The 23,728-nt window shown below is 64.4% G+C and carries 24 protein-coding genes; 14 read left to right on the top strand and 10 right to left on the bottom strand.

The window, feature by feature from the left end; all coding sequences use genetic code 11:
• The first annotated feature begins 87 nt into the window (after positions 1-87).
• A complete protein-coding gene (locus FDY95_RS16175) occupies positions 88-1,404 on the top strand; it encodes a PepSY-associated TM helix domain-containing protein (RefSeq protein WP_138079328.1) in 1,317 nt (438 codons plus the stop codon).
• Between the two features lie 160 nt (positions 1,405-1,564).
• Positions 1,565-2,221 carry a hypothetical protein gene (locus FDY95_RS16170; protein WP_138079326.1) on the top strand — a complete coding sequence of 219 codons (657 nt, stop codon included), beginning with the start codon at positions 1,565-1,567 and terminating at the stop codon, positions 2,219-2,221.
• 77 nt (positions 2,222-2,298) lie between these two features.
• Here FDY95_RS16170 and dnaB read toward each other — a convergent pair whose 3' ends face one another.
• The gene (dnaB, locus tag FDY95_RS16165) at positions 2,299-3,837 is read right to left on the bottom strand and encodes a replicative DNA helicase (RefSeq protein WP_246074054.1); all 1,539 of its coding nucleotides are present in this window, start codon (positions 3,835-3,837) and stop codon (positions 2,299-2,301) included.
• A 597-nt stretch (positions 3,838-4,434) separates the two neighbouring features.
• Between dnaB and FDY95_RS16160 the strand changes: the two genes are divergently transcribed.
• Together FDY95_RS16160 and FDY95_RS16155 are read left to right on the top strand one after the other, a co-directional pair.
• Complete coding sequence (locus FDY95_RS16160) at positions 4,435-5,817, top strand: UDP-N-acetylmuramate--L-alanine ligase (protein ID WP_138079322.1); 1,383 nt, start codon at positions 4,435-4,437, stop codon at positions 5,815-5,817.
• A 128-nt stretch (positions 5,818-5,945) separates the two neighbouring features.
• Positions 5,946-6,662, top strand: coding sequence for an alpha/beta fold hydrolase (locus FDY95_RS16155; RefSeq protein WP_138079320.1), 717 nt, complete (start codon positions 5,946-5,948; stop codon positions 6,660-6,662).
• Here the strand turns inward: FDY95_RS16155 and FDY95_RS16150 are convergent.
• The 4 genes from FDY95_RS16150 to FDY95_RS16140 form a co-directional block, all read right to left on the bottom strand.
• Positions 6,634-6,915, bottom strand: a complete 282-nt coding sequence (locus tag FDY95_RS16150; RefSeq protein ID WP_138079318.1) for a hypothetical protein — start codon at positions 6,913-6,915, stop codon at positions 6,634-6,636. The genes FDY95_RS16155 and FDY95_RS16150 overlap by 29 nt on opposite strands.
• 64 nt (positions 6,916-6,979) lie before the next feature.
• Entirely contained in the window at positions 6,980-7,105 is a 126-nt protein-coding gene (locus FDY95_RS26990; protein WP_262710189.1) for a hypothetical protein, read from the bottom strand.
• Complete coding sequence (locus FDY95_RS16145; RefSeq protein WP_138079316.1) at positions 7,102-7,731, bottom strand: hypothetical protein; 630 nt, start codon at positions 7,729-7,731, stop codon at positions 7,102-7,104. Before FDY95_RS16145 ends, FDY95_RS26990 begins: the two co-directional genes overlap by 4 nt.
• An 18-nt stretch (positions 7,732-7,749) precedes the next feature.
• Positions 7,750-8,541: a M48 family metallopeptidase gene (locus FDY95_RS16140; protein WP_138079314.1), complete on the bottom strand. Its 792-nt coding sequence runs from the start codon at positions 8,539-8,541 to the stop codon at positions 7,750-7,752.
• 252 nt (positions 8,542-8,793) lie between these two features.
• On the opposite strand from FDY95_RS16140, the gene FDY95_RS16135 reads away from it, so the two are divergent.
• The 3 genes from FDY95_RS16135 (at position 8,794) to FDY95_RS16125 (ending at position 13,721) form a co-directional block, all read left to right on the top strand.
• Positions 8,794-9,408 (top strand): fumarylacetoacetate hydrolase family protein, encoded by a 615-nt coding sequence (locus FDY95_RS16135; protein ID WP_138079312.1) that lies wholly within the window; start codon positions 8,794-8,796, stop codon positions 9,406-9,408.
• 240 nt (positions 9,409-9,648) lie between these two features.
• Positions 9,649-11,616, top strand: coding sequence for a M23 family metallopeptidase (locus tag FDY95_RS16130; protein WP_138079310.1), 1,968 nt, complete (start codon positions 9,649-9,651; stop codon positions 11,614-11,616).
• Between the two features lie 395 nt (positions 11,617-12,011).
• A complete protein-coding gene (locus FDY95_RS16125; RefSeq protein ID WP_138079308.1) occupies positions 12,012-13,721 on the top strand; it encodes a glucose-6-phosphate isomerase in 1,710 nt (569 codons plus the stop codon).
• Positions 13,722-13,911: 190 nt separating this feature from the next.
• Here the strand turns inward: FDY95_RS16125 and FDY95_RS16120 are convergent, their stop codons facing one another.
• Complete coding sequence (locus FDY95_RS16120) at positions 13,912-14,415, bottom strand: cupin domain-containing protein (protein WP_138079306.1); 504 nt, start codon at positions 14,413-14,415, stop codon at positions 13,912-13,914.
• A 212-nt stretch (positions 14,416-14,627) separates the two neighbouring features.
• Between FDY95_RS16120 and FDY95_RS16115 the strand changes: the two genes are divergently transcribed.
• The 6 genes from FDY95_RS16115 to FDY95_RS16090 all read left to right on the top strand — a co-directional run bounded on the left by FDY95_RS16115 (position 14,628) and on the right by FDY95_RS16090 (position 20,133).
• Positions 14,628-15,185: a lipocalin family protein gene (locus FDY95_RS16115; protein ID WP_138079304.1), complete on the top strand. Its 558-nt coding sequence runs from the start codon at positions 14,628-14,630 to the stop codon at positions 15,183-15,185.
• 98 nt (positions 15,186-15,283) lie between these two features.
• Positions 15,284-15,733 carry a thioredoxin-dependent thiol peroxidase gene (bcp, locus tag FDY95_RS16110; RefSeq protein ID WP_212744916.1) on the top strand — a complete coding sequence of 150 codons (450 nt, stop codon included), beginning with the start codon at positions 15,284-15,286 and terminating at the stop codon, positions 15,731-15,733.
• A 172-nt stretch (positions 15,734-15,905) separates the two neighbouring features.
• The gene (locus FDY95_RS16105; protein WP_138079300.1) at positions 15,906-16,793 is read left to right on the top strand and encodes a transketolase; all 888 of its coding nucleotides are present in this window, start codon (positions 15,906-15,908) and stop codon (positions 16,791-16,793) included.
• A gap of 217 nt (positions 16,794-17,010) precedes the next feature.
• Positions 17,011-18,417, top strand: coding sequence for a vWA domain-containing protein (locus tag FDY95_RS16100; protein WP_138079298.1), 1,407 nt, complete (start codon positions 17,011-17,013; stop codon positions 18,415-18,417).
• Positions 18,414-19,142 (top strand): phytanoyl-CoA dioxygenase family protein, encoded by a 729-nt coding sequence (locus FDY95_RS16095; protein WP_138079296.1) that lies wholly within the window; start codon positions 18,414-18,416, stop codon positions 19,140-19,142. The genes FDY95_RS16100 and FDY95_RS16095 overlap by 4 nt, the downstream gene beginning before the upstream one ends.
• Before the next feature lie 34 nt (positions 19,143-19,176).
• Positions 19,177-20,133, top strand: coding sequence for a transketolase family protein (locus FDY95_RS16090; protein ID WP_138079294.1), 957 nt, complete (start codon positions 19,177-19,179; stop codon positions 20,131-20,133).
• A 144-nt stretch (positions 20,134-20,277) separates the two neighbouring features.
• On the opposite strand, the gene FDY95_RS16085 is transcribed toward FDY95_RS16090, so the two are convergent.
• Together FDY95_RS16085 and FDY95_RS16080 are read right to left on the bottom strand one after the other, a co-directional pair.
• Complete coding sequence (locus FDY95_RS16085) at positions 20,278-20,718, bottom strand: carboxymuconolactone decarboxylase family protein (protein WP_138079292.1); 441 nt, start codon at positions 20,716-20,718, stop codon at positions 20,278-20,280.
• A gap of 79 nt (positions 20,719-20,797) precedes the next feature.
• The gene (locus FDY95_RS16080; RefSeq protein WP_138079290.1) at positions 20,798-21,373 is read right to left on the bottom strand and encodes a Crp/Fnr family transcriptional regulator; all 576 of its coding nucleotides are present in this window, start codon (positions 21,371-21,373) and stop codon (positions 20,798-20,800) included.
• Between the two features lie 196 nt (positions 21,374-21,569).
• Here FDY95_RS16080 and FDY95_RS16075 point away from each other — a divergent pair, with 196 nt between their 5' ends.
• On the top strand, positions 21,570-22,307 hold the full coding sequence (locus FDY95_RS16075) for a DUF481 domain-containing protein (RefSeq protein ID WP_138079288.1): 738 nt from the start codon (positions 21,570-21,572) through the stop codon (positions 22,305-22,307).
• A gap of 36 nt (positions 22,308-22,343) precedes the next feature.
• Here the strand turns inward: FDY95_RS16075 and FDY95_RS16070 are convergent, their stop codons facing one another.
• Both FDY95_RS16070 and FDY95_RS16065 read right to left on the bottom strand, forming a co-directional pair.
• On the bottom strand, positions 22,344-23,012 hold the full coding sequence (locus FDY95_RS16070) for a hypothetical protein (protein WP_138079286.1): 669 nt from the start codon (positions 23,010-23,012) through the stop codon (positions 22,344-22,346).
• 5 nt (positions 23,013-23,017) lie between these two features.
• Complete coding sequence (locus FDY95_RS16065; RefSeq protein ID WP_138079284.1) at positions 23,018-23,527, bottom strand: RNA polymerase sigma factor; 510 nt, start codon at positions 23,525-23,527, stop codon at positions 23,018-23,020.
• Between the last annotated feature and the right edge of the window lie 201 nt (positions 23,528-23,728).

The raw sequence follows: 23,728 nt of genomic DNA, 5'->3' as shown, positions 1-23,728 counted from the left end.
CCATCCGCCCTGGTTTTTTCAGGGTCGCCAACCCATCGGACCGCGAGGTTCGGTGGGTTCGGCATACCTAGCCACCGCTCACTGGTCATGAAGATTCTCTTCCGCAACATCCACCTCTACCTCAGCCTCGTCGCCGGGCTGATCATTGCCGTCGTGTGCTTTACCGGCGCCGTGCTCGTGTTCGAGAAAGAACTGGAGCAGGGCCTGCACCCCGAGCGCTACTACGTGACGCCACCCGCCGCCGGCGCCCAGCGCCTGAGCGTGGCGCAGCTGGTGGCCGCCGTGCAGGCCAAGGCCGGTCCCAAAGCCAAGGTAGCTGGCGTGAAAATCTACGCCGACCCCGCCCGCACCATCGAAATCAACTTGGCGGGCGGTGGTGGCCCGGGTGAGAAAGGCGGCAAGGAAGGCCGGGAAGGCAGCATGCGCCGCAATGAAGGCGGGGCGCAACGCGGCCCGCAAGCGGGTCCGGACGGTGAGCGGGGCGGCCGCGGCGAAGGCCAGGGCGCTAAAGGCGAGCAGGGCGGCAAGGGAGAAAAGGGTGGCAAAGGCGGCGGCGAAGGCGGCCGGGGCCCGCAGTACTTCGTGAACCCCTACACCGGCGCCGTGGTGGGCCCCTACGTGTACCGCGATTCGTTTTTCTTCACCATGATGGCGCTGCACCGGGGCATGGTGGGCGGCGCGGCGGGCAAGCTCGTCGTGGGCGTGAGCACGCTGCTGTTCCTCTTCATCATCGGCACCGGCATCGTACTGTGGTGGCCGGCCTCGAACAAAATTCTGAAGCAGCGCCTGACGGTGAAGTGGGACGCGAGCTTCAAGCGCCTCAACCACGATTTGCACATCGTGCTCGGCTTCTATTCGGCGCTGTTCCTCTTCGTTTTCGCCTTCACCGGCCTGGCGTGGTCGTTCGAGTGGTTCAATAACGGCATCTTCGCCGTCACCGGCTCCGACCCGAAAGGCCCCGAAGCGCCCGAATCGGAAGTGGTGCTGGACGGCCGTAAGCTCGGCTTCGACCAGGCCTACGCCGCGGCCCGGCAGCAGGTGCCCGGTGCCCTCTCCTACGCCATTTCGCTGCCCAAGGACTCGACCGAAGCTCTGCGCGTGATGACCACCACTGCCGGCGCGGTTTACGAGGGCGCCACCGACGAGCTGTACCTCGACCAGTACACCGGCCGGCCGCTGGGCCAGCTGGCCTTCAAGGACCGCAACCTCGGCCAGCGCGTGCGCCGCACCTTCAAGCCCGTGCACACCGGCGCCATCTACGGCACGCCCTCCAAAATCATTGCCCTCATCGTCTGCGTGCTCGGCGTGACTTTCCCGGTGACGGGCGTAATTATGTGGCTGAACCGGCTCAAGAAGGAAAAGAAGAAGGCCGGCAAGAAGCGCGTAGCCACGGCGGCGGCCTAACACTGCCGAATCAACATCTTGCTGAAAGCGGCGCCGGATAACCGGCGCCGCTTTTTCTTTCCCGCTATATTTCGTCACCTATCCCGCCTAGCAAATGAACTCCTCCAAGCCTCCTTATTCCCTCGCCGAGCGGCTCATTAGCCGTGCTTTCTTTTTTTCCGTGAGCTGCATTGAGCGGTTTCACGACATGCGGCCCTACCAGGAGAAGCTGGCGGCCCTGGCCCGGCTGCCGGCGGGCACCATCGGCCGGGAAATGGCGGATACCATGCAGGCGCGCGGCCTGAACTTGGTACCGGGCTTCGAAAGCCATGACCTGAAGCACGTTGTGCTGAACTATGCCCTGGAGCCGATGGACGAAATTCGCTTGCAGGCGTTTATGCTCGGCAACGGAAACCGGACGCTGCCTTCGGTGCTCATTTTTTTATTCGGCCTGCTGCTACTGCCCCAGCACTGGCGAATATTTCACCGGGATTTTCGGGCCGGGCGAGCTTGCCCGGCGCTGGCGTCCCTTACCATTGAGCAGTGCCAGCATTACCAGCTTCACGCGTTTCAGCAGCAACTGCTCAGCCGCTACGTACAGTCCCGGCCTGCTCCTACCCCGTCAGCTCACGCTGTCTTTGGCACACTCGGCAGCTACGCGCTGATGGTCGTCGGAGCTGCAGCTATGCTATTCTGCTTTCCCTTCCTGTGGTCAGCCAACGTGGCCGATTTGATCGGGGCGGGTTTTCCTTTTGTGGCGGGCGCCATCTTCGTGGTGGGTGGTTTTCTAAACCTGACGCTGCAATCGGCGCTGCGGGCACGGGCCGCCGCCGAGTAGCAGGCGCCACTGCTCCAAACGCACAACCGCCCGGCAGCTTGCGCTGCCGGGCGGTTTCGTTTTCCGGGTCGCTTTCGTTAAAACGGCGGGTCTTCGTTGGCGAAGTTGCTCTTGGGGAAGGGCTGCGGCGAGGGCGGCGCGTCGTTCATGCGCGAGCCCAGCCGGATGGTGTTCGGCGCGAAGCCGGGGTCGGGCTCGTCGAAGGTGCTGGCGGGCAGCTGGCCGGTGTTGTAGCTGGCCGCTTCGGGCGCGAAACCGCCCTGCCCGTCGAGGTCCATGAACTTGGTGAAGCGGCCGATAAACTTCAGCGGCACGTTGTCGAGGCCGCCGTTGCGGTGCTTGGCAATGATAACCTCGCCCACGCCCTGGGTCGGGTTGCCCATTTCGTCCTCCGTAATGCCGTAGTACTCGGGGCGGTAGAGGAACATCACCATGTCGGCGTCCTGCTCGATAGAGCCGGATTCGCGCAGGTCACTAAGCTGCGGGCGCTTGTCGCCGCCGCGGGTTTCCACCGAGCGGGACAGCTGCGAAAGGGCAATGACGGGAATGTTCAGCTCCTTGGCAATGCCCTTCAGAGCCCGCGAAATCGAGGCAATTTCCTGTTCGCGGTTGCCGCCGGGCTTTCCGTCGCCGTTGCCGGTCATCAGCTGCAGGTAGTCGATGATAATCATCTGAATGTCGTGGTGCGACTTCAGACGGCGGCACTTGGTGCGCAGCTCGCGGATGCTCAGGCCGGGCGTATCGTCGATGAAAATGGGCGCGTTCGAGAGCGTGGCAATCTTGTGGTTGAGCTGCTGCCACTCGTAGTCGGCCAGGTTGCCCTTCTTGATTTTCTCGGAATCCAGCTCGGCTTCGGCCGAAATCAGGCGGTTCACCAGCTGAATCGAGGACATTTCCAGCGAGAAGAAAGCCACCGCTTTCTTGTCCATCACCGCCGCGTTGCGCATGCACGACAGCACGAAAGCCGTCTTACCCATGGCCGGGCGGGCGGCAATAATCACCAGGTCCGACTTCTGCCAGCCCGAGGTGACGCGGTCCAGCGCCATCATGCCGGAGGTGACGCCGGTGAGGCCGCCGGTTTGCTTGCTCTTTTCTTCCAGCTCCTTGATGGCCTTGCCCATCAGGCTGCGCATGTCGTCGAAGTTCTTGCGAATGTTCGATTCCGACACTTCAAACAGCGCCTGCTCGGTCTGGTCGAGCAGGTTGAACACGTCCATGGTGTCCTCGTAAGCGTCGCGCTGCACGGTGGAGGCAATGGAAATCAGCTCCCGCTTGATGGCGTGCTCGGTGATGATGCGGGCGTGCGTCTCGATGTTGGCCGCCGACTGGATGCGGTAGGTGAGCTGGGCCACGTACTGCGGGCCGCCGGCCGCCTCCAGGGTGCCCATGCTGCGCAGCTCCTGGGTCACCGTCAGGATGTCGATGGGCTCGGTTTTATCGAACAGACTCAGAATGGCCTGAAAAATCTGCTGGTGCGCGTCCTTGTAAAAGCTCTTGGGCTTGAGAATATCGATGACGCTGGTCAGGGCGTCCTTTTCCAGCATCAGTGCCCCGAGCACGGCAGCCTCCAGGTCGAGGGCCTGGGGGGGCAGCTTGCCGGTGGGCGCAGATGGCATTACCGGGCGGTTCCAGGCCTTATGGGCTCTGGCGGCCAGTTGTTTAACGCGGCTGTTGCTGTCTTCCGTCGACATTTGCGGCTCCTCTCTGTTTCCGAAAGTACGGAATGGGGTGCCAAAAATACGGCTGCGGCGTTGATTTAGTGCCGTTGGTTGGGGAAGTAGTTTTCGCTACCTTCCCAAGCCCTGCATGACCACGGATGAGCTTGGCGGCGGGAATGGATTCGGGCGGAAGGTGCCGCCGGGCACACCAGTCGTCATTGCGAGCGAAGCGAAGCAATCTTTTCTCCAAGAGCACCGCCGCTACAGATGGCACAGACCGAAAATGGCCTCGCTCAGCACTGCAGAATCCGTTGCAGGCAGTGCCGCTTGGGGTCGATGCCAGGGTTGTCGTTTGACCTGAGCCCAGGACCGATTGCCGCGCTTCGCTCGCAATGACTGCCGGCGCTACCGCTTACGCAGGGCCGCTAGCCGCATCGAGGGCAGCAGCGCAGCATCACTGCCATCCGTGGTCTATCTTTGCCGCCCGGCTTTTCCGTGCCGGGCCGGCCCCGGCGGCCGGCGGCTCCCCTAGCGTATCCTCCCCCGACTGCCCGCATGGCTTACCCCCCGTACCGGCGCGTCCACCTGATTGCGGTGGGCGGCAGCATCATGCACAACCTGGCCCTGGCCCTGCACCAGCAGGGCGTGCACGTCACCGGCTCCGACGACGAAATCTTCGACCCGGCCCGCACCCGCCTGCACAAGGCCGGCCTGCTGCCCGCGCAGATGGGCTGGGACGCGGCCCGCATCACCCCCGACCTCGACGCGGTCATCGTGGGCATGCACGCCCGCCCCGACAACCCCGAGCTGCACCGCGCCCAAGAGCTGGGGCTGCGCGTCTTCTCCTTCCCCGAGTTCATCTACGAGGCCTCGAAGGACAAGCAGCGCATCGTCATCGGCGGCTCGCACGGCAAAACCAGCATCACCTCGCTGATTCTGCACGTGCTGCGCTACCACGGGCTGCAGTTCGACTACGCCGTGGGCGCCCAGCTGGAAGGCTTCGAGCTGATGGTGAAGCTCACCGACGACGCGCCGATTATCGTCATCGAGGGCGACGAATACCTCTCTTCGCCGGTGGACCGCCGCCCGAAGTTTCACCTCTACCAGCACCATATCGGGGTGATTTCCGGCATCAGCTGGGACCACATCAACGTGTTTCCGACCGAGGAAATCTACCGCGAGCAGTTTGCCATTTTCGCCCGCATGACGCCTAAGGCCGGCGTGCTCATTTTCGACCAGGACGACGAGCAGGCCCAGCTGGTGAGCGTGCCCTCGAACCCGGACGTGAAGTACGTGGGCTACGGCCCGCACGAAAACGTCATCCGCAACGGGCAGACTTTCCTGATTACCAAGAAGGACGAACTGGTGCCCATTCAGGTGTTTGGCGAGCATAACCTGCGCAACATCTCGGCCGCCCGCGAAGTCTGCAAGCAGCTCGGTATCAAGGGCAAGGACTTCTACGAAGCCATTGCCTCGTTTAAGGGCGCCGCGCGCCGGCTGGAGCTGGTGAAGCAAGGACCTACGTCGGTGGTCTACAAGGACTTTGCCCACGCGCCCAGTAAGCTGAAGGCCACCTCGGCCGCGCTGAAGCGGCAGTTTCCGGACCGCAAGCTAGTGGCTTGCCTGGAGCTGCACACGTTCAGCTCGCTGAACCCGGCCTTTCTACCCCAGTACGCCGGCACCTTCGACGCGCCCGACGTGGCCGTGGTGTACTTCAATCCGCAGGTGCTGGCCCACAAGCGCCTGCCCCCGCTGAGCGAGGTGCAGGTGGCCGAAGCCTTTCAACGCCCCGACCTGCGCGTGTTTACCGACAGCCGGCAGCTGGCCGAGTACCTGCACGAGCAGGACTGGCAGCACGCCAACCTGCTGATGATGACCAGCGGCACCTTCGACGGGCTCGATCTGGTGCAGCTGGCGGGTGAAGTGACGGGCAACTAATTGCCGCTGCAGTAGCAGAGGCTGCCGGCCGCGTCTGTCCGGACGGGTTCGTTCAGGCAGACGCGGGCTGAAGCCCGCGCTACATTCATAGCAGCCGAAACCAGGCTTCGCGCTACATTTAGCCCGCTATGAAACCTTCCCTGCTTCTTCTGCACGGTGCGCTGGGCTCGGCCCGGCAGCTGCAGCCCCTGGCCGAGCGCCTCGCGGCCGATTTCGAGGTGCACACGTTTTCCTTCGGTGGGCACGGCGGACAGCCCCTCGACGCGGCCCGCTTTACCATGACGCACTTCGCGGCCGAAATCAGCTACTTCCTGGCCGAGCACCGGCTGGACCGGGTGCACGTGTTCGGCTACAGCATGGGCGGCTACGCGGCCATCCTCAGCGCCGCCTCCGACCCGGGCCGCATCCGCAGCATTACCACGCTGGGCACGAAGTTCGACTGGTCGCCGGAAACGGCGGAGGCCGAAACCCAGCTGCTCGACGCGGCAAAGATGCAGGCCAAGGTGCCGCAGTTCGTGGAGCAGCTGCAGCAAACCCACGCCCCCACCGAGTGGACGGCCGTGGTGGATGCCACCGCCGCCATGATGCGCGAGCTGGGCAGCACACCCGTGCTCAACGAGCTGAACCTCTCGCAGCTGACCATCCCGGTACAGGTGCTGGTGGGCGAGCTGGACAAAACGGCCGGCGTGGAAGCGTCGCGGCAATTCGCGGCCTACCTGCCCAACGCCACCTTCGAAGTGCTGCCCAACACGCCGCACCCGCTGGAGCGCGTCGACGCGGCGGCCTTGGCGCTGCGGATTCGGGAGTTTGTCGGGGCTAATGATTTCGCTTCGCCCACACGCTAGCCAACTGGCGCTTCAGCGCGTAGCTTAGCAAATACAGTCCGCTGGCCCAAATGGCCCCGTTTAGGGCCGCCGCCCAGAAAAAATAACGGCCGAACGCGTTCAGGTCGCCGGAGAAGTCGACTAGCAGTGCTGCCCCGGTGAGCCACGCGGGCTTGGGGGCGCCCCAGGTGACGCTGAACAGCGAAACGACGAGCAGCAGCCCGCAGTTGAAGAAGCCGCCCAGAAGGGCAATCAGCAGAAGTTTGCGCAGCATAAGCAGCGTTGGAATGCTCAATAATAACCAACAACGGCCCGTTTCAATCGAAGCGGGCCGTTGCTTATTTCGCGTCTGGTTGTTCGTCCGCCGGCTTGGGCGGCGCAGGGGCGGGCCGGCGGCGCCGGTCGGTGGTGACGAGCAAGGCCAGGGCCGTGAGGCCGAGGCGCAGCAGCCATTTGCGGCTCATCGTTTGGGCGGGAAGAAGGTGTTGTTGTCGACCACGGTGAGGGTGCAAGTGCCGCCGCCTGAGTTGTCTTCGCAAACGGTGCCGGTGATTTTGTCGCCCTCGAAATTGAAGTAGCACATCTGGCAGCCGCGGCCTTCGAGCATGTACCGCTCGGCGGTGGTGCTCAGGTACAGCTCGTTGTCGGTGCTCAGCTCCAGGGGCAGTGCCATGGCCCGGAACATACCGTTGCGCAGGCCCATGCCCACGAGGTAGTATACCGGCTTTTCTTTGGTTTTGGCCTTACTCTGAATGGGCCGCACCAGCGCCTTGTCGACCACGGTGCCGTCGTCGAACTGCCGGTTGAACTGCTGCATCAGGATTTCGCGGGGCACCTTGTACTGCACCTTGCTTTCCACCACGGCCGCCACCAGGCGGTTGGGCGAGTCCATGATGCGCAGGTCGGCGGTTTCCTTCTGCTCCTTGCGGTCGATTCGCTCACTGCGGCGAGTCGGCTCGGAGGTAGCGGTGCCGTCGTCGGGGTTGGCGGTTTCGCGGGTGCGTCGGGAGGCTTCGCAGGCGCTGAGCAGCACTGCCGCCAGCAGCGCCGGGGCCAGCAGGAGTCGGGGTGTTGAGAGAAGTCGGAGCACGGGCAAGGGGGCCGCTGCTTAGCGGGCAGTATAGTATTTACGCGCCTCGGGCAGCTCCTTCTGGATGTTGGCAATGCGCGTGGCGTCGGAGGGGTGAGTCGAGAGCAGCTCGATGTTGCCGCCCTGGTTTTTGGCCGCCATCCGCTCCCAGAACGGCACGGCCGCATCGGGGTTGTAGCCGGCCATGGCCATAAAAATCAGCCCGAGACGGTCGGCTTCCGATTCCTGGGTGCGACTGAACTTGAGCAGGCCCACCTGCGAGCCAACGCCCACGGCCTGCAGAAACACGTTCTGGGTAGCCGAGGGGTTTTGCCCCACCGCCGCCGACAGCACCCCGCCCAGGCCCTGGGCGGCCATCTGCTGGCTCATCCGCTCGTTGCTGTGGCGGGCCACGGCGTGGGCAATTTCGTGCCCCATCACCACGGCCAGGCCGTTTTCGTCCTCCGTGATGGGCAGGATGCCGGTGTACACGGCCACCTTGCCGCCGGGCATGCACCAGGCGTTTTCCTGCGCGTCCTCAATCAGGTTGAACTCCCACTGGTAGCCCTCCAGCTGGCTGGACTGGTTTTGCTGGCGGAAGTAGGTTTCCACGGCCTGCTGAATCCGTTGGCCCACGCGGCGCACCATGGCCGTCTGCTGGCTATTGGAAGACAGGCGGCTGGTCTGCAGCACCTTCTGGTACTCCTGGGCGGCCATCGTATTGATTTCCTGGTCCGACACCAGGCTGAGCTGGTTGCGGCCGGTTATCGGCACCGAGGCGCAGCCGGCGCTGGCCGACAGGGCCACGGCTAATAGGAATTTTTTGAACATGAGCGGAGAGGTGGCTAGGTGAACAAACGGGCCCGGGGCCGCTTGCCGGGGCGAGAATACGCCATTTGGGGCGACTGGGCCGGGTGCGTGCTATACGACGCGGGGCGGGCAAAATGTTGTCTCGCCGCTAACGCCCTCGGCCGCTGCGCCGTAAGGCAGCTGGGCGGCGCCCCGATTTTTCTGCCTGAGCCAATCCCTTACTTTTGCTCAGGGCCCCTGCCGCCCGTTTTTTCCTCCCTGATTTCGCCTTCCATGAAAATACTTTGCATCGGCCGCAACTACGCCGAGCACATTGCTGAGCTGCAGAACGAAGTCCCCGACGCCCCGGTCATCTTCGCCAAGCCCGATACGGCGCTGCTGCAGCGCAACCAGCCCTTCTTCTACCCCGATTTCACCCAGGACATCCACCACGAGGTGGAGCTGGTGCTGCGCATCAGCAAGAACGGCCGGCACATCGAGGAGCAGTTTGCCTACACCTACTTCGACGCCATCGGCCTGGGCCTGGACCTGACGGCCCGCGACCTGCAGAGCAAGCTCAAGAGCAAGAGCCTGCCCTGGGAGCTGGCCAAGGGCTTCGACGGCTCGGCCCCACTGGGCGCCACATTCAAGCCCGTCGGCGAATTCGCGGACCTGAAAAACATCAACTTCCGCCTGGAAGTCAACGGCGAGGTGCGCCAGCAGGGCAACTCCTCCATGATGCTGCACGACTTCAGCAAAATCATCAGCTACATCTCGCAGTTTATCACCCTGAAGATGGGGGACTTGATTTTCACCGGCACGCCCAGCGGCGTCGGCCCCATCAAGGTGGGCGACCAGTTGGTGGGCTACATCGAAGACGAGCAGTTCTTCGACGTGAGCGTGAAGTAAGCAGGGCGACATTCTTATTGAACGTCATTCCGAGCGAAGTCGAGGAATCTCGCGTGCTGACACCCGATAGCATTCTTCGCGTTCAACGCGGGCTTTTACTGTTGGACATCAGCACGCGAGATTCCTCGACTTCGCTCGGAATGACGTTCAGATAGTCTTCTCTACCCGCTCCTTTCCCCATTTTCTTTCCGGCGGCGCCACCCCTGCGGCCGTCCTAAGCCCGTTGTTGCTCCTGTGTTGTTGAACCACCTTTTTCTCAAGCTGCTGCTGCTGGCCATGCCGGCACTGCCCCTCACCTGCTCCGCCGACCCCGACGCGAAAACCGACCCGCCCAAAGCTGCTAAACCCGCCGCGGCGGCCCAGGATACCACCCTCAGCGCGCTGAAGGGCTATTTCCTGTTCCCCATTCAGCCCGGCCGGCCCAACCTGCTGGCCGCCAGCATGGGCGAGCTGCGCCCCAACCACTTCCACGGCGGCCTCGACATCAAGACCAACGGCGGGGTGGACCTGCCAGTGTACGCCGCCGCCGACGGCTACATCTCGCGCATGAAGCAGAGCAGCTTCGGCTACGGCAACGTGCTCTACATCACCCACCCCAACGGGCTGACGACGGTGTACGGACACCTGAACCACTTCAAGGGGGCCGTGGCCCAGGAAATGCTGCGCCGCCAGTACGAAAAGCGCAGCTACGAGCTGGAGCTGTTCTTCGAGCCCAACCAGTTTCCGGTGAAGCGCGGCGAAGTGGTGGCCCTCTCGGGCAACACCGGCGGCTCGGCTGGCCCGCACCTGCACTGGGAAGTGCGCGACGCCAAAGACCAGCAGCTGAACCCCTTGCAGTGGGGCGGCTTCAGCGAAATTCAGGACCACGTGGCCCCCACCGTGGTGGGCGCGGCCGTCGAGCCGCTGAGCATCGACGCGCGGGTGCAGGGCCGCTTCGAGAAGCGGCTGTTTACGCCCACGGGCGCGCCCGGCACCGGTTTCAGCGTGGCCGATACCATTCCGGCTTACGGCACCGTGGGGCTGCTTTTGCAGGCGTTTGACCGCTTCGACAATGCCTGGAACAAAAACGGGCTGTACCGGGTGGAAGTGCGCGTGAACGGGCAGCCGCTGTATTCGCACGTCATCAACGGCATCGGCTTTCCGGAGGAGACGCGCGTGGTCAACCAGCACATCGACTACGAGTACCTGATGACCTCGCGCCGCACTTTCGAGAAGCTGTGGATCGACGACGGCAACGACCTCTCGATTTACCGCACCGGCCCCACCAAGGGCAAGCTGCGCGTGGAAGCGGGCAAGGTCTACGATGTGGAAATGCGCCTGTTCGACGCCTACGGCAACCAAACGCCCCTGCACCTGGTGCTGCGCGGCGAGCAGCCCGACTACTGGCAGACGCGCGCGGCCACCGTGCGCAAGCCCGCCCTGCGCTACGACGTGCTGCGCAACATCCTGCGCGTGACCGTGGACGACACCGCCCGCCAGGCCCCCAACCTCACGCTGCTGCGCAACGGCCGCCAGCTGCAGCTGCGCCCCAGCTACACCGACCAGGGCCGCACGGTCTACCTCTTCGACCTGCGCGCCGGCCTGCCGGAGTTTCTGCGCTTCCCCGGCCTGGCCCAGGACCAGCGCTTCGACCGGGTGGCGGCCATTCCGGCCGGCGAGGAGCAGCTGTTTGCCAACAACCTGGTGAACCTGGTCTTTGCCCCGCGCACCAACTACGACACGCTCTACCTGCAAACCAGCTTCAAGGACAAGACCTGGACCATCCAGAACCCGCGCACGCCCATTCAGCAGGCCATGCGCGTGACCCTGAAGCCCGCCGAGCCCGTGGCCGACAAAGCCCGCGCGGCGGCTTACCTCATCCGGGGCACTACGGCCAGCTGGGCCGGCGGCACCTGGGACGGGGAGCTGCTGACCTTCAACACCCGCAACTACGGGCAGTTCCGCATCCTCACCGACACGATTCCGCCCTCGGCCCGCCTCGTCAGCCGGGCCGGCGGGCTCACGTTCCAAGTCAGCGACAATCTGTCGGGCCTGAACCGCTACGAGCTGGAAATCGGCGGGCGGTTCCGGCTGCTGCGCTACGAAAACAAGAAGAACATCCTCTTCACCGAGCGCACCGACACGCTGGGCCCGGCCCTGCGCGGCCCCGCCACCCTGCGCCTCACCGATCAAGCGGGGAATGAGAAGGTAATTAAGCTGCAGCTGTAGTAGCCGCTGGCTCAATCATTCCAACGCCCTGCTGGCCTTGTGCCGGCAGAGCGTTGCGGTCTTGGCGCGACGATGACCCTGCACCTTCATCATCAACGGGCAGAGGTTCCAGCAACCAAAGCCCGAAGTGCGACGAGCCGGCTAATTCACAAATAAACAACGCAACTTATCCGCCTTGCCAAGCGGCTAGCTAGCGGAAGAGCCTTTATAGTAGGCTTTGGCTGTCAGTATTTTGCCGCGCCTTGAAGCAGTTCCTCCGCGGAAAATTGCTTTTACCGCCCCGCCTTTTCGGAAAGGAGGTGCATTTTTACCGCCGCTGCCCCCGTCACCGCGCCCCGGCGCCGGCCGTAAGCAGCACCCCAGTTCGTTCATACTTCAACCCGCTTCATATCCCGATGGGAGAAACACAACAACCCGTAGCCATTCCGGCCGCCGCGCTGCACCTGGGCCCCTACCAGGCCGCCGTCGACGCCAAGCTCGCCGAGTTTAACGCCAAGAACTTCACCGCCGGCTTCTGGCAGAAACAGGCCGACCTGTGGGTGCAGGACGCCCAGGCCCAGGCCGAGCTACGCGCCTTCATGGGCTGGCTGCGCGTGGCCGAAACCATGCAGCAGGCCGTGCCCGAAATCAACGCCTTCGTGCAGGAAGTGAAGGCGGCCGGCTTCACCCACGTCATCGTGATGGGCATGGGCGGCTCGTCGATGGCCCCGATTGTGTTCGAGAAGTCCTTCCCCAAGTCGGCCGAGGGGCTGGAAATGCTGGTGCTCGACACCACCGACCCGGGCACCGTGCAGCAGATTGAAAAGGCCGTGCCGCTGGCTACCACGCTGTGCATCGTGGCCAGCAAATCGGGCACCACGGCCGAGCCCCTGGCCTTCGGCGACTATTTCTACGACCGGATCAAGGCCATCAAAGGCGACAAGGCCGGCGAGAATTTCGTGGCCATTACCGACCCGGGCTCCAAGTTCATTGCCACCGCCGAAAGCCTGGGCTACCGCCGCGTGTTCCTGAATTTCACCGAGGTGGGCGGCCGCTTCTCGGCCCTCTCCTACTTCGGCCTGGTGCCCGCCGCCCTCTACGGCATCGACATCGAGGAGCTGCTGCGCCGCGCGGTGGGCATGATGGCGGCCAACGGCGCCAGCGGCGACGTGGCCCATAACCCCGGCCTGGAGCTGGGCGTGACCCTGGGCGTATTGGCCCAGCAGGGCCGCGACAAGCTCACGCTCATCACCCCGCCCTCGCTCAGCGACCTGGGTTTGTGGCTGGAGCAGCTCATTGCCGAAAGCACCGGCAAGCACGGCGTGGGCATCCTGCCCGTAGCCGGCGAGCCGTTGGCCGATGCCTCACTCTACGGCTCGGACCGGGTGTTCGTGTACGTGGGCTACGAGGGCCAGCCCGACGAGGAAAACCAGGAGCAGCTGCAGGCCCTGCAGGCCGCCGGCCACCCCGTCATCAGCATCCTGATGCACGACGCGCTGGATTTGGGCCAGGAGTTTTTCCGCTGGGAAGTGGCTACGGCCGTGGCCAGCGCCGTGCTCGAAATCAACCCCTTCGACCAGCCCAACGTGCAGGCCGCCAAAACGGCTACCGACAAGCTGATGAAGGAAGTAGCCGAAAAAGGCAGCCTGCCCCAGGAAGAGAAAACCCTGGCCGCCGACGGCCTGAGCTACTACGGCGGCTCGGCCGCTACCGACGCCAAAGCCCTGCTCAGCAGCTTCTTCCAGGCCCAGCCCGGCGACTACGTGTCCATTCAGGCTTACCTGACGGAGACGCCCGAGCTGAACGCGGCCATTGCCGAGCTGCGCGCCACCCTGCAGCAGCGCCTGCACGCGGCCACCACCTTCGGCTACGGCCCGCGCTTCCTGCACAGCACCGGGCAGTACCACAAGGGCGGCCCCAACACCGGCCTGTTCCTGCAGCTCACCGCCGACAACAACCCCGACCTGCCCCTGCCCGGCCGCAGCTACACCTTCGGCACGCTGAAAAACGCCCAGGCCCAGGGCGACCTGGAAGCCCTGCGCAGCTACGACCGCCGCACCCTGCGCGTCGACCTCGGTGCCAACGCGCTGGAAGGCGTGAAGAAGCTGACCGCCGCGCTGAAATAGTGTTTAGTGCTTGGTGCTTAGGAATGGCGTCATCTTCGTTGACTCGCAGACGCCAAAAGCCCCGCCGGAACAATGTTCCGGCGGGGCTTTTTATTGGCTACTGGTTTGTGCAAAGCGAGCGAATTATCGGTGTTCCTTATGCCGTCGCATTTTCACCAAGCACCAGGCACTACGCATCAAGCACTAAATCCTAACGGCCGAAGTCGTCCTGCACGCGCACGATGTCGTCCTCATCCGAGGGCTGCTGGGCGTCGGTGTGCTGCCAGATTTCGGCCAGGATGCCCCAGCCTTCTAGGCCCACGAGGCGGTGCCGCTCGCCCTGGCGCAGGGTGATTTGCTCGCCTACCTGGTAGGTTTTCAGCTCGCCTTCCGCGTCGGTGTCGCTGATGACGACGCCCACCGGGCCCTGCACCACGCGCCAGATTTCGGCGCGGCGGTGGTGGTACTGCCAGGAAAGGCGCTGACCGGGGGCCACGATGAGGATTTTGGGGCTGAGCTTGCCCGAAATGCGCAGCTCGTCCACCGAGAGGCCGTCGAAGTAGGTATCGGCGAACTGCTGGGCCTGCCCTTCGTCGATGACGAAAAAGCCGCCCCAGGGGCGCGTCTGGTCCTGCCGCTCGATGCCGAAGCCCTGCTGGCGCAACTTCTGCTCGGTATGCTGAAATATCTGCTGCTTATCGGTCGGGGTGCTCATCAAGGAACGGCTAGTGGAAAAATGCGGCCCGTCCGGCGCTAAATAGGGCTTTCCAGTGGCTACAGATCGGCAAAGGTAAGGAGGTGCGTGCATTCCCGAAACGGCCGCTGTCTACCTCCTGACTGGCGCGGGCCACCCCGGCAGGTGCGACTAGCTCGCTGAACGCCCGTGTCCCGCACTGCGTACACCAATTTCACCCCTACTCTTTCCTTATGCCCAGACCTCGCACACCCGTTTTGTGGCAGGCTGCCGTGGCAGCCGTGGCCGCTGGCGCCGCCGTGTACGCCCTCACGCGCCGCCGCTTCCCGCCGCTGACCACCGTGCCGCACGTCGACCTGCACCGCTACGCCGGGCAGTGGTATGAAATTGCCCGCCTGCCCCAGCGCTTCGAGCAAGGCTGCACCCACGTCACGGCCGAGTACCGCCCCATGGCCGACGGCAAAATCGAGGTGCACAACACCTGCCACCAGGACTCGGTGAACGGCCCCGCCGAAACCGTGCGCGGCCTGGCCCGGGTAGTCGACGCGAAAACCAACGCCAAGCTCAAAGTGCAGTTTCAGTGGCCCTTCGAGGGCGACTACTGGATTCTGGCCCTCGACGAGGACTACCGCTTTGCCCTCGTCGGCACGCCCGACCGCAAAGGGCTGTGGATTCTGAGCCGGGAGCCGCAGCTCAGCCACCCGGCCCTGGCCAACCTCACCGAAATGGCCCGCCAGAAAGGCTTCGCGGTGGACAGGCTCATCTACACCCAGCAGCCCGAGGCGGCGTAGGACGCCGACACGCCTCCGGCGCCGGTTTGGCCCGCGCGCGGCAAAACCGGGCGCGGGTTCGGCACATCCGGGCCAACCGTTTACCTTTGGGGCCGATGATTACGCTCAACCCCGGCGACCCAGCCCCCGACTTCTCGGCCCAGGACCAAAGCGGCCAGACGCGCCGCCTCGCGGACTACCGCGGCCAGCGCGTGGCCCTGTACTTCTACCCCAAGGACGACACGCCCGGCTGCACGGCCCAGGCCTGCTCCCTGCGCGACGGCGAAACCCAGCTGCGCGCGGCGGGCCTGCAGGTGCTCGGCGTGAGCCCCGACGACGTGGCCTCGCACCAGAAGTTTGCCGACAAGTTCGAGCTGCCCTTCCCCCTGCTGGCCGACCCCGAGCGCACCCTGGCCGAAGCCTACGGCGTGTGGCAGGAAAAGAAAAACTACGGCCGCACCTACTGGGGCGTCGTGCGCACTACCTTCCTCATCGACGCCGAGGGCCGCGTGGAGCGCATCATCCGCCGCCCCGACACGAAGAATCACGCCGAGCAACTGCTCAAGTAGCCCCTTTCGGCCGGCGGACCCAGCACAGGGCCCGCCGGTTTCGTTTTCGGTAGGATTCACCACCGCCGGGTTTGGCACAAGCCGCCCCGAGGGCCGAACTTAGCCGGCCGCGCCGCCCCGGGCTGCTGCACCCGGCGCCTTCTCTCTTTCGCTCATTCACTTCCTTTCCCCTATGTCCGCTTCTTCTTCTCCCGCCGCCGAAGCCACGGCCACCCGCTCCGTTGCCGAGCTGAAACAGATTGCCGCGCAGGTGCGCCGCGACATCGTGCGCATGGTGCACGCCGTCAACTCCGGCCACCCCGGCGGCTCGCTGGGCTGCACCGATCTGCTGGTGGCCCTCTACTTCAAGGTGATGAAGCATCACCCCGAGCCCTTCGACATGAACGGCGTGGGCCAGGACCTGTTCTTCCTCTCCAACGGCCACATTTCGCCGGTGTTTTACTCGGTGCTGGCCCGCTCGGGCTACTTCCCGGTAAGCGAGCTGAGCACCTTCCGCAAGCTGAACTCGCGCCTGCAGGGTCACCCCGCTACGCACGAGCACCTGCCCGGCGTGCGCGTGGCCTCCGGCTCGTTGGGCCAGGGCCTGAGCGTGGCCACCGGCGCGGCTCAGGCCAAGAAGCTCAACGGCGACGACCGCACCGTGTTCGTGCTGATGGGGGACGGTGAGCTGCAGGAAGGCCAGGTGTGGGAAGCGGCCATGTACGCCCCGCACCACAAAGTCGACAACCTGATTGCGGTGGTGGACCGCAACGGCCAGCAAATCGACGGCCCGACCGACAAAATCGGCGGCCTGGGGGATTTGCGCGCCAAGTTCGAGGCCTTCAACTGGGAAGTGCTCGAAGCCAACGGCAACGACCTGGAGCAACTGCTGCCCGCCCTGGAAGACGCCCAGGCCCGCCTCGGCAAAGGCAAGCCGGTGATGATCCTGATGGACACCCAGATGGGCTACGGCGTGGACTTCATGATGGGCAGCCACAAGTGGCACGGCGTGGCTCCGAACGATGAGCAGCTGGAAAAAGCCCTGCAGCAGCTCAGCGTGGAAAAGGCGTCGGACTACTAACCCGGAATTAGAACGTCATTCAGAGCGCAGCGAAGAATCTTGCGTGCTGACGGCGGCTAGTATGCTTCTCGTTGAGCGAGGATGCTACTAGCCAACATCAGCACGCGAGATGCCTCGACTTCGCTCGACATGACGACCAATCAAGCACATTGACTCCTGGCCTGCTGACGTCAGGCTCCCCTCTCCTTTTCGGAGAGGGGTCGGGGGTGAGGCGCCTATGGCACGACTCGCACGCACGTTCTGGCTGTTGCTGCTGACCAGCTTGGTGGTCAGCCAGCCGCTGCGTGCCCAGCAGGGGGCCCCGTCAAGCCAACCCAAGACCACGCGCATCCTCTTCGTGCTCGACGCTTCGGGCTCGATGAACGCGCCCTGGGAAGGACAGCCGCGCTGGAACGTGGCCAAGGCGCTGCTGGCCAAGATGGCCGACTCGCTCAACGCCTACCCCAACCTGGAGCTGGCTTTGCGCGCCTACGGCCATCAGCACCCCAATACCGAGAACAACTGCGAGGACTCGCGCCTGGAAGTGCCCTTTGCCCGCAAAAACGCCGCCGCCATCAAGCAGAAGCTGCAGGATTTGCGGCCCCAGGGCAACACCCCGATTACCTACTCGCTCGGGCAGTCGGCCAACGACTTCCCGGCCGACCGCAACGCGCGCAACGTGCTCATCCTGATAACGGACGGGCTGGAATCGTGCAAGGGCGACCCCTGCGCTACGGCCCTGGCTCTGCAGCGCAAGCGGGTGTTTCTGAAGCCCTTCGTCATCGGTATCGGGGCGGAGCGGGAGTTTGGCGAGCAGCTCAAGTGCCTGGGTCAGTACTACAACGCGGCCGACGTGAAGACCTTCCGCACCATTCTCAACGACGTCATTGCCCAGACCCTGGCCAAGACCACGGTGGCGGTGAACCTGACCGACGAGGCGGGCCGGCCGGTGGAGTCGAACGTGAATATGACCTTCATCAACAACGTGACCGAGCAGCCGGAGTACAACTACGTGCACTGGCGCGACGCCAAGGGCCAGGCCGACGTGCTCGACATCGACGCGCTGCAGAGCTACGATTTGGTCATCAACACGGTGCCGCCGGTGCGCCAGGCCAACCTGGTGATAAAGCCCGGCAAGGCCAACGTGCTGACGTACAAAACCCCGCAGGGCACGCTTAGTCTGCTGAATCCGCCCATCACCACCAACCCCTACGGCACGGTGCAGGCGGTGGTGCGGGCCCAGGCCTCGCCGGCTACGGTGCTGGCCCGGGCCTTCGGCTCGAAGCAAAAGCTGCTGGCCGGCAACTACGAGGTGGAAATCCTCACGCTGCCGCGCCTCGTCCGGCGCGTTACGGTGAAGCAGGGCCAGGAAACCACCGTGACCTACGAGGCGCCCGGCACCCTGAACATCGTGTCGGACCTGAAGGGCTACGGCAGCATCTACCGCCTCAACCAGGACGACTCGCAGACCTGGGTGTACGATTTGCCGCCCGGCGGCTCCTCGAAAATCAACCTGCCCATGCAGCCGGGCGCCTACCGCCTGGTGTACCGCACGGCCACGGCCACCGGCAGCCGGTTCACCGACGTGCGCTCCTTCACCATCCGCAGCGGGCAAACCTCTTCGGTCAGCATCTTCGGCAAATGATTCAGACCGCGCAAAACACCTTACTGGAGTACCAGCGCGACGGGTTTGCCGTGGTGGAGCAGGTGTACGCCCCGGCCGAAATCCGGGCTATGCTGGCCATTATCGAGCAAGCCGGCGCGGCGGGCGGCAACTTCCGCCGCACCGCTGACCTGTTTGCCATCCGCAGCCTGCTCACGGAGCTGCCCGCGCTACGCCCGCTGATCTGGAACGAGCGGTTTACGCGGCTGCTGAACCAGCTGCTGCCGGCGCCGCCGCACCTGGTCAAAGCCATTTACTTCGACAAGCCCGCGGGCTCGAACTGGGTAGTGGCCTGGCACCAGGATTTGATGGTGGCCGTGGACCGGCGTGCCGAGCTGCCCGGCTTTGGCCCCTGGAACGTACGGCCCGAAGGCGTAAACGTGCAGCCGCCGCGCCAGTACCTCGAAGGCATCTGCACCCTGCGCATTCACCTCGACGCCTGCGACGCCCAGAACGGCGCCCTGCGCGTAGTGCCCGGCTCGCACCGGCACGGCCCCATTCACGCCGCGGCCATTGCCGATTTCACGCCGCACGCGCAGGTCTGCCCAGTGCCGGCCGGCGGGGTGATGCTGATGAAGCCACTAACCCTGCACGCTTCCCACCGCAGCCTCGACGAGCGGCCGCGGCGCGTGATTCACCTCGAATTTTCTTCTCAACCGTTGCCCGCCGGCCTGCACTGGCGCGAAGACGCCGCTTCGGCGTCGTAGCGGCATTTCCACTCTGAAACTTCTCCCTTTTCCTATGAAAGACTTCCCCTACACCGAGAAAAAAGACACCCGCAGCGGCTTCGGCGCCGGTTTGCACGAGCTGGGCCAGACCAACCCCAACGTGGTGGCCCTCTGCGCCGACCTCATCGGCTCCCTGAAGATGGACGCCTTCGTGAAGGACTTCCCGGAGCGCTTCTTCCAGGTGGGCATTGCCGAAGCCAACATGATGGGCCTGGCCGCCGGCCTGACCATCGGCGGTAAAATTCCCTTCACCGGTACCTTCGCCAACTTCTCGACCGGCCGCGTCTACGACCAGATCCGTCAGAGCATTGCCTACTCGGGCAAGAACGTGAAGATCTGCGCCTCGCACGCCGGCGTGACCCTGGGCGAAGACGGCGCCACCCACCAGATTCTGGAGGACATCGGCCTGATGAAGATGCTGCCGCATATGACGGTCATCAACCCCTGCGACTACAACCAGACCAAGGCCGCCACCATTGCCATTGCCGATTACGAGGGCCCGGTGTACCTGCGCTTCGGCCGCCCGGTGGTGCCCGTTTTCACCCCCGCCGACCAGAAGTTTGAAATCGGCAAGGCCGTGATGCTGAACGAGGGCACCGACGTGAGCATCTTCGCCACCGGCCACCTGGTGTGGAAGGCCATCCTGGCCGGCAAGCTGCTGGCTGAGAAGGGCATCAACGCCGAAATCATCAACATCCACACCATCAAGCCCCTGGACGCGGAAGCCGTGCTGACCTCGGCCCGCAAGACGCGCTGCGTGGTGACGGCCGAAGAGCACCAGATGAACGGCGGCCTGGGTGACAGCATTGCCCAGCTGCTGGCCCGCGAGGAGCCGCTGCCCCTGGAAATGGTAGCCGTCAACGACTCCTTCGGCGAGTCGGGCACGCCCGAGCAGCTGATGGAGAAGTACGGCCTCAACGAGCAGGCCATCGTGGCCGCCGTGGAGAAAGTAATGGCCCGCCGGAAGTAACTTCAGGCTGCGCTTACGTGCAACACCGCCCCGGTAGCCAGCTGGCTGCCGGGGCGGTGTTGCGTTTGGGCCCTGACTATTTTCAAGCGTGCTGCTGCGCTTGTCGAAGCAGCCCGGTCAACGGCTAGGTAGTTTCCTCTGGCGCTAGTGCGCCACGGGCAGCTGGGTGCTGACGGCAATGCGGTTCCAGGTGTTAATCAGCACAGCCGCTACGATGATCTGAGCCACGACTTCGGGGCCGAACAGCTGCGCCGCTTGCTGGTACGTGGCATCCGAAACGCCGTGCTGGTGAATCAGCGTCACTTCCTCGGCCACGGCCAGGATGGCTTTTTCCTCGGCCGTAAACAGATCAGTTTCCCGCCAAGCATTCAGCAGCAGGAGCCGCTGCGGCGTTTCCCCGATTCTCAGGGCCTCTTTGCTGTGCATATCGAGGCAGAAGGCACAACCGTTGATCTGCGACACCCGAACTTTAATTAATTCCTGCTGTACGGGCGTCAGGCTGGTCTTGGCCATGCTGACGGACAGGTTGTACATGGCTTTCCAGACGGTGGGCAGGGCGGCCTCGATGTTCACGCGCTTTTCCATAAGAATCAGTGCTTTGTGCTGAAATGAGTTGATGCTCACAAAGCTCGGGCACCACCGCGGCCAGAATCCTTAAACTGGTTTAAGAATGCCGCCGCCCCCGGATTTCGCTCAGGTATTCGGGCGTGATACCCAGGTACGAAGCCAGCAGGTACTGCGGCACCCGCTGCACAAACGCGGGTTGGCGCTGATGAAACTGCCAGTACCGCTCCTCCCCCGACAAGGAGTACAACCCCTTGATCCGGAACTGGGACGCGGCGTGGGCCCGCTGGTGAATCAGCCGGAAGTAGCGTTCCAGGCGCGGAAACTCATGCAGCAGCTGTTCCTGCCCGGCAAAGGAAATGGCCAGTACCGTCGATTTCTCCACGGCCTGAATGCCGAAGGTGGCGGGCGCGGAGGTGCCGAAGGCGGCGTAGTCGGTCAGCCACCAGCCTTCCAGAGCAAACTGCGTGGTTTGCTCGGTGCCTTTATCGTTCACAAAATACAGCCGCAGGCAGCCTTGGGCCACGAAGTAGTGCGCTTGGCACAGCTCGCCCTGCACCAACAGGTTGGCTTTCTTGCCTACATCCAACAGCTCGAAAAAGCCTTGAATGCTCTCCCAGTCTGCCTCGGGCAGCTCGATAAACCGGGCCAGGTGCGCCCGCAGCAGTTCCATCATAGCCTGGGCTCCGGCCGATAGGCGGCCGAGCGGCCAGCCGCCGGGGCCGGGCCGAACCTAGGAAATTGCAGCGGTCGGACCAAGAGCTGTCGGGCCCTGCTAGCCGCCTACAGCACCGCCCAAAGCCTCAGTTTTGGCATTTTGGTACCTTTGTGCGGCTGCCGCGCCGGCTTCTGTGCCCTCCTTACTGCCCTTGATGCTGAAGATTTGCCACCGCTTTTTCCTGTTTAGCCTCCTGCTGCTCGCCGCCCACGCCGCCCGCGCCCAGCGCCCCGACACCACCATTATCCACTACACCAGCACGCTCACCGGCGCCCTGTCGGCCGGCGGGGTGTACCGCACGCTGCTGACCACCACGCACTCGGTGAGCTTCAACCGCGGCCTGCACTTCGGCCTGCCGGTGACGGGCACCTTCACCTACGGCAAGCAGGACCGGCAGCTCAAGGAGCGGGAAATCCTGGCCAACACCACGCCCTACTACTGGAAGGGCCACTTCCGCGCCTACGGCCTCGGCGGCTACGAGCGCAGCAACCTGCGCGGCATTGCGGACCGCTGGCAGGTGGGCACGGGCCCCGGCTGGTCGTTCTACCGCGACTCGCTGGGCACCCGCGAGGTGGCACTGAGTAACCTCCTCATCCGCGAAGCCACCTATTACGTCGACGGCAGTGAGCGGGTGGTGACGCGCAACTCGCTGCGCCTGAAACTGCTCTACACGCTCCGGCAATTCACCGTCAGCACCTTCACCTTCTACCAGCCTTCCATCCCAACGGTATCAGATTTCCGGGTAAGCCAGCTGGCCACGGTGACATTCAAAGTGACCAAGCGGCTGGCCGTCAACGCTACCAGCAACTACACCCACGAAAGCCGGGTGCTGGCCGGCAAAAACCCCGACAACTACAACCTGACGGTGGGCTTCAGCTACGCCACGCCGTAGGGCTACGGCCACGCCCGTCTTGGAGCCGGCGGCTGGCTAGGGGCGTTGCGGCTGAGCCGGCGGCTCCGGCCGGTAATCCTCCTCCAGCTGTTCCAGCAGCTGCATGGCCTGCATCAGCGGCGCCCACTCCGAGCCCCCAAACAGCGCCCGGAACCAGCGCCGGTGGCGGTTTGAGTAGCGGATATTGACGAACAGCCAGCCGGCCAGCAGCGCCAGCAGCAGGGCGGGCCCCAGCAGCGCCAGCCGCTGCAGCTGCGACGATTCGCGGAACAGCCGCTCACTCCAGAAAAAGGTGGCCCAGAGCGGCAGCTGCAGAAAACCGATGCGCAGCACCCACAGGGAAGTCAGCCGCACCCGGGCCAGCCGCCGCTGCACCGCCACGATGGACTGCCCCACGTCGACGCGCCGCACCAGGGCCAGCTGGTACAGGTAGATACCGATCATCAGCTTGCTGATCAGCACCTGCCCGCCGATTGACACCAGGAAAAACGGGGTGGCAATGGGCCAGCAGTAGTACAGCAGCAGATCCACCAGCCCGACCCACACCAGGCCTATACCTACTCCTATCCATTTGGTCCGCTTCAGGGGGCGCAGGATGCGGCTCAGCGAAGGGGCGCTGCTCGGGCCGAGGGGCGGCAGCGCGGGTGTGGGCCCGGCCTCGGGCTGGGCCTGGCGCCAGAGGTTTTGAAATTCGTCTTGCTCCATGATAGTCAGGCGGTTTGGCGCGCAAAGCGTTGGCGCAGCTGCTCTTTGATTCGACTTACTTTGGTGGCCACGTTGCTCACCGAAATGCCCAGGATGTCGGCAATGTCGGCGTGGCTCTTGTTTTCCAGGTACAGCAGCATCAGGGCCTTGTCCAGCTCGCGCAGCTCGTCGATGAACTGCTCCAGCTGCCGCAGCTGCTGCTCCCGCTCCAGCGCCTCGGCGTCGGGGGGCTGGGGCAGCTCGGGCGGCAGGGGCACGCGGGCGGCCCGGCGGCCGACGTGCCGGCGGTGGAAGGAAATAGCCGTGTTCAGCGCCACCCGGTACACCCAGGTCGAGGCGGCGGCCCGGGCCGGGTCGTAGCGCGGCAGGGCCTGCCAGAGCTGCACCAGCATTTCCTGCAGCAGATCCTGCCGGTCGTCCTCGTCGCGGCAGTACGTGCGGGCGACGTTGAACAAAATGCCGCGGTGCTGCTCCAGCCAACGCTGAAACTGCTGCTCAGTAGGAAGCGGGGCCATGAGCTACGGACGGGTAAGCCGAACCGGCTGGAAGGACATAAATGCGGGCCGGGCGGCCGGGCCCGGGCCCCGAAAAAGCCGGCGGGCAATGACCGGGCGGCCGGGCGGCAAAGGCGGGCGAAATCATAGGTGTAGGCTGGTTGGTGCGTTCTGCCCCATTATTCGCCGGCACCGCTTCAACATCACACGCACTGACCGAAA

The sequence above is a fragment of the Hymenobacter jeollabukensis genome (genome assembly GCF_005771675.1).
Lineage (GTDB): Bacteria > Bacteroidota > Bacteroidia > Cytophagales > Hymenobacteraceae > Solirubrum > Solirubrum jeollabukense.
Note: the sequence above shows the minus strand (reverse complement) of the source record. Positions and strands in the feature narration are given on the sequence as shown.

Coding starts and splice junctions, on each gene's coding strand:
- FDY95_RS16175 (WP_138079328.1), top strand. CDS start 88: ATGAAGATTCTCTTCCGCAACATCCACCTCTACCTCAGCCTCGTCGCC.
- dnaB (WP_246074054.1), bottom strand. CDS start 3,837: ATGCCATCTGCGCCCACCGGCAAGCTGCCCCCCCAGGCCCTCGACCTG.
- FDY95_RS16160 (WP_138079322.1), top strand. CDS start 4,435: ATGGCTTACCCCCCGTACCGGCGCGTCCACCTGATTGCGGTGGGCGGC.
- FDY95_RS16155 (WP_138079320.1), top strand. CDS start 5,946: ATGAAACCTTCCCTGCTTCTTCTGCACGGTGCGCTGGGCTCGGCCCGG.
- FDY95_RS16150 (WP_138079318.1), bottom strand. CDS start 6,915: ATGCTGCGCAAACTTCTGCTGATTGCCCTTCTGGGCGGCTTCTTCAAC.
- FDY95_RS26990 (WP_262710189.1), bottom strand. CDS start 7,105: ATGAGCCGCAAATGGCTGCTGCGCCTCGGCCTCACGGCCCTGGCCTTG.
- FDY95_RS16140 (WP_138079314.1), bottom strand. CDS start 8,541: ATGTTCAAAAAATTCCTATTAGCCGTGGCCCTGTCGGCCAGCGCCGGC.
- FDY95_RS16135 (WP_138079312.1), top strand. CDS start 8,794: ATGAAAATACTTTGCATCGGCCGCAACTACGCCGAGCACATTGCTGAG.
- FDY95_RS16125 (WP_138079308.1), top strand. CDS start 12,012: ATGGGAGAAACACAACAACCCGTAGCCATTCCGGCCGCCGCGCTGCAC.
- FDY95_RS16120 (WP_138079306.1), bottom strand. CDS start 14,415: ATGAGCACCCCGACCGATAAGCAGCAGATATTTCAGCATACCGAGCAG.
- FDY95_RS16115 (WP_138079304.1), top strand. CDS start 14,628: ATGCCCAGACCTCGCACACCCGTTTTGTGGCAGGCTGCCGTGGCAGCC.
- FDY95_RS16105 (WP_138079300.1), top strand. CDS start 15,906: ATGTCCGCTTCTTCTTCTCCCGCCGCCGAAGCCACGGCCACCCGCTCC.
- FDY95_RS16100 (WP_138079298.1), top strand. CDS start 17,011: ATGGCACGACTCGCACGCACGTTCTGGCTGTTGCTGCTGACCAGCTTG.
- FDY95_RS16095 (WP_138079296.1), top strand. CDS start 18,414: ATGATTCAGACCGCGCAAAACACCTTACTGGAGTACCAGCGCGACGGG.
- FDY95_RS16090 (WP_138079294.1), top strand. CDS start 19,177: ATGAAAGACTTCCCCTACACCGAGAAAAAAGACACCCGCAGCGGCTTC.
- FDY95_RS16085 (WP_138079292.1), bottom strand. CDS start 20,718: ATGGAAAAGCGCGTGAACATCGAGGCCGCCCTGCCCACCGTCTGGAAA.
- FDY95_RS16080 (WP_138079290.1), bottom strand. CDS start 21,373: ATGATGGAACTGCTGCGGGCGCACCTGGCCCGGTTTATCGAGCTGCCC.
- FDY95_RS16075 (WP_138079288.1), top strand. CDS start 21,570: ATGCTGAAGATTTGCCACCGCTTTTTCCTGTTTAGCCTCCTGCTGCTC.
- FDY95_RS16070 (WP_138079286.1), bottom strand. CDS start 23,012: ATGGAGCAAGACGAATTTCAAAACCTCTGGCGCCAGGCCCAGCCCGAG.
- FDY95_RS16065 (WP_138079284.1), bottom strand. CDS start 23,527: ATGGCCCCGCTTCCTACTGAGCAGCAGTTTCAGCGTTGGCTGGAGCAG.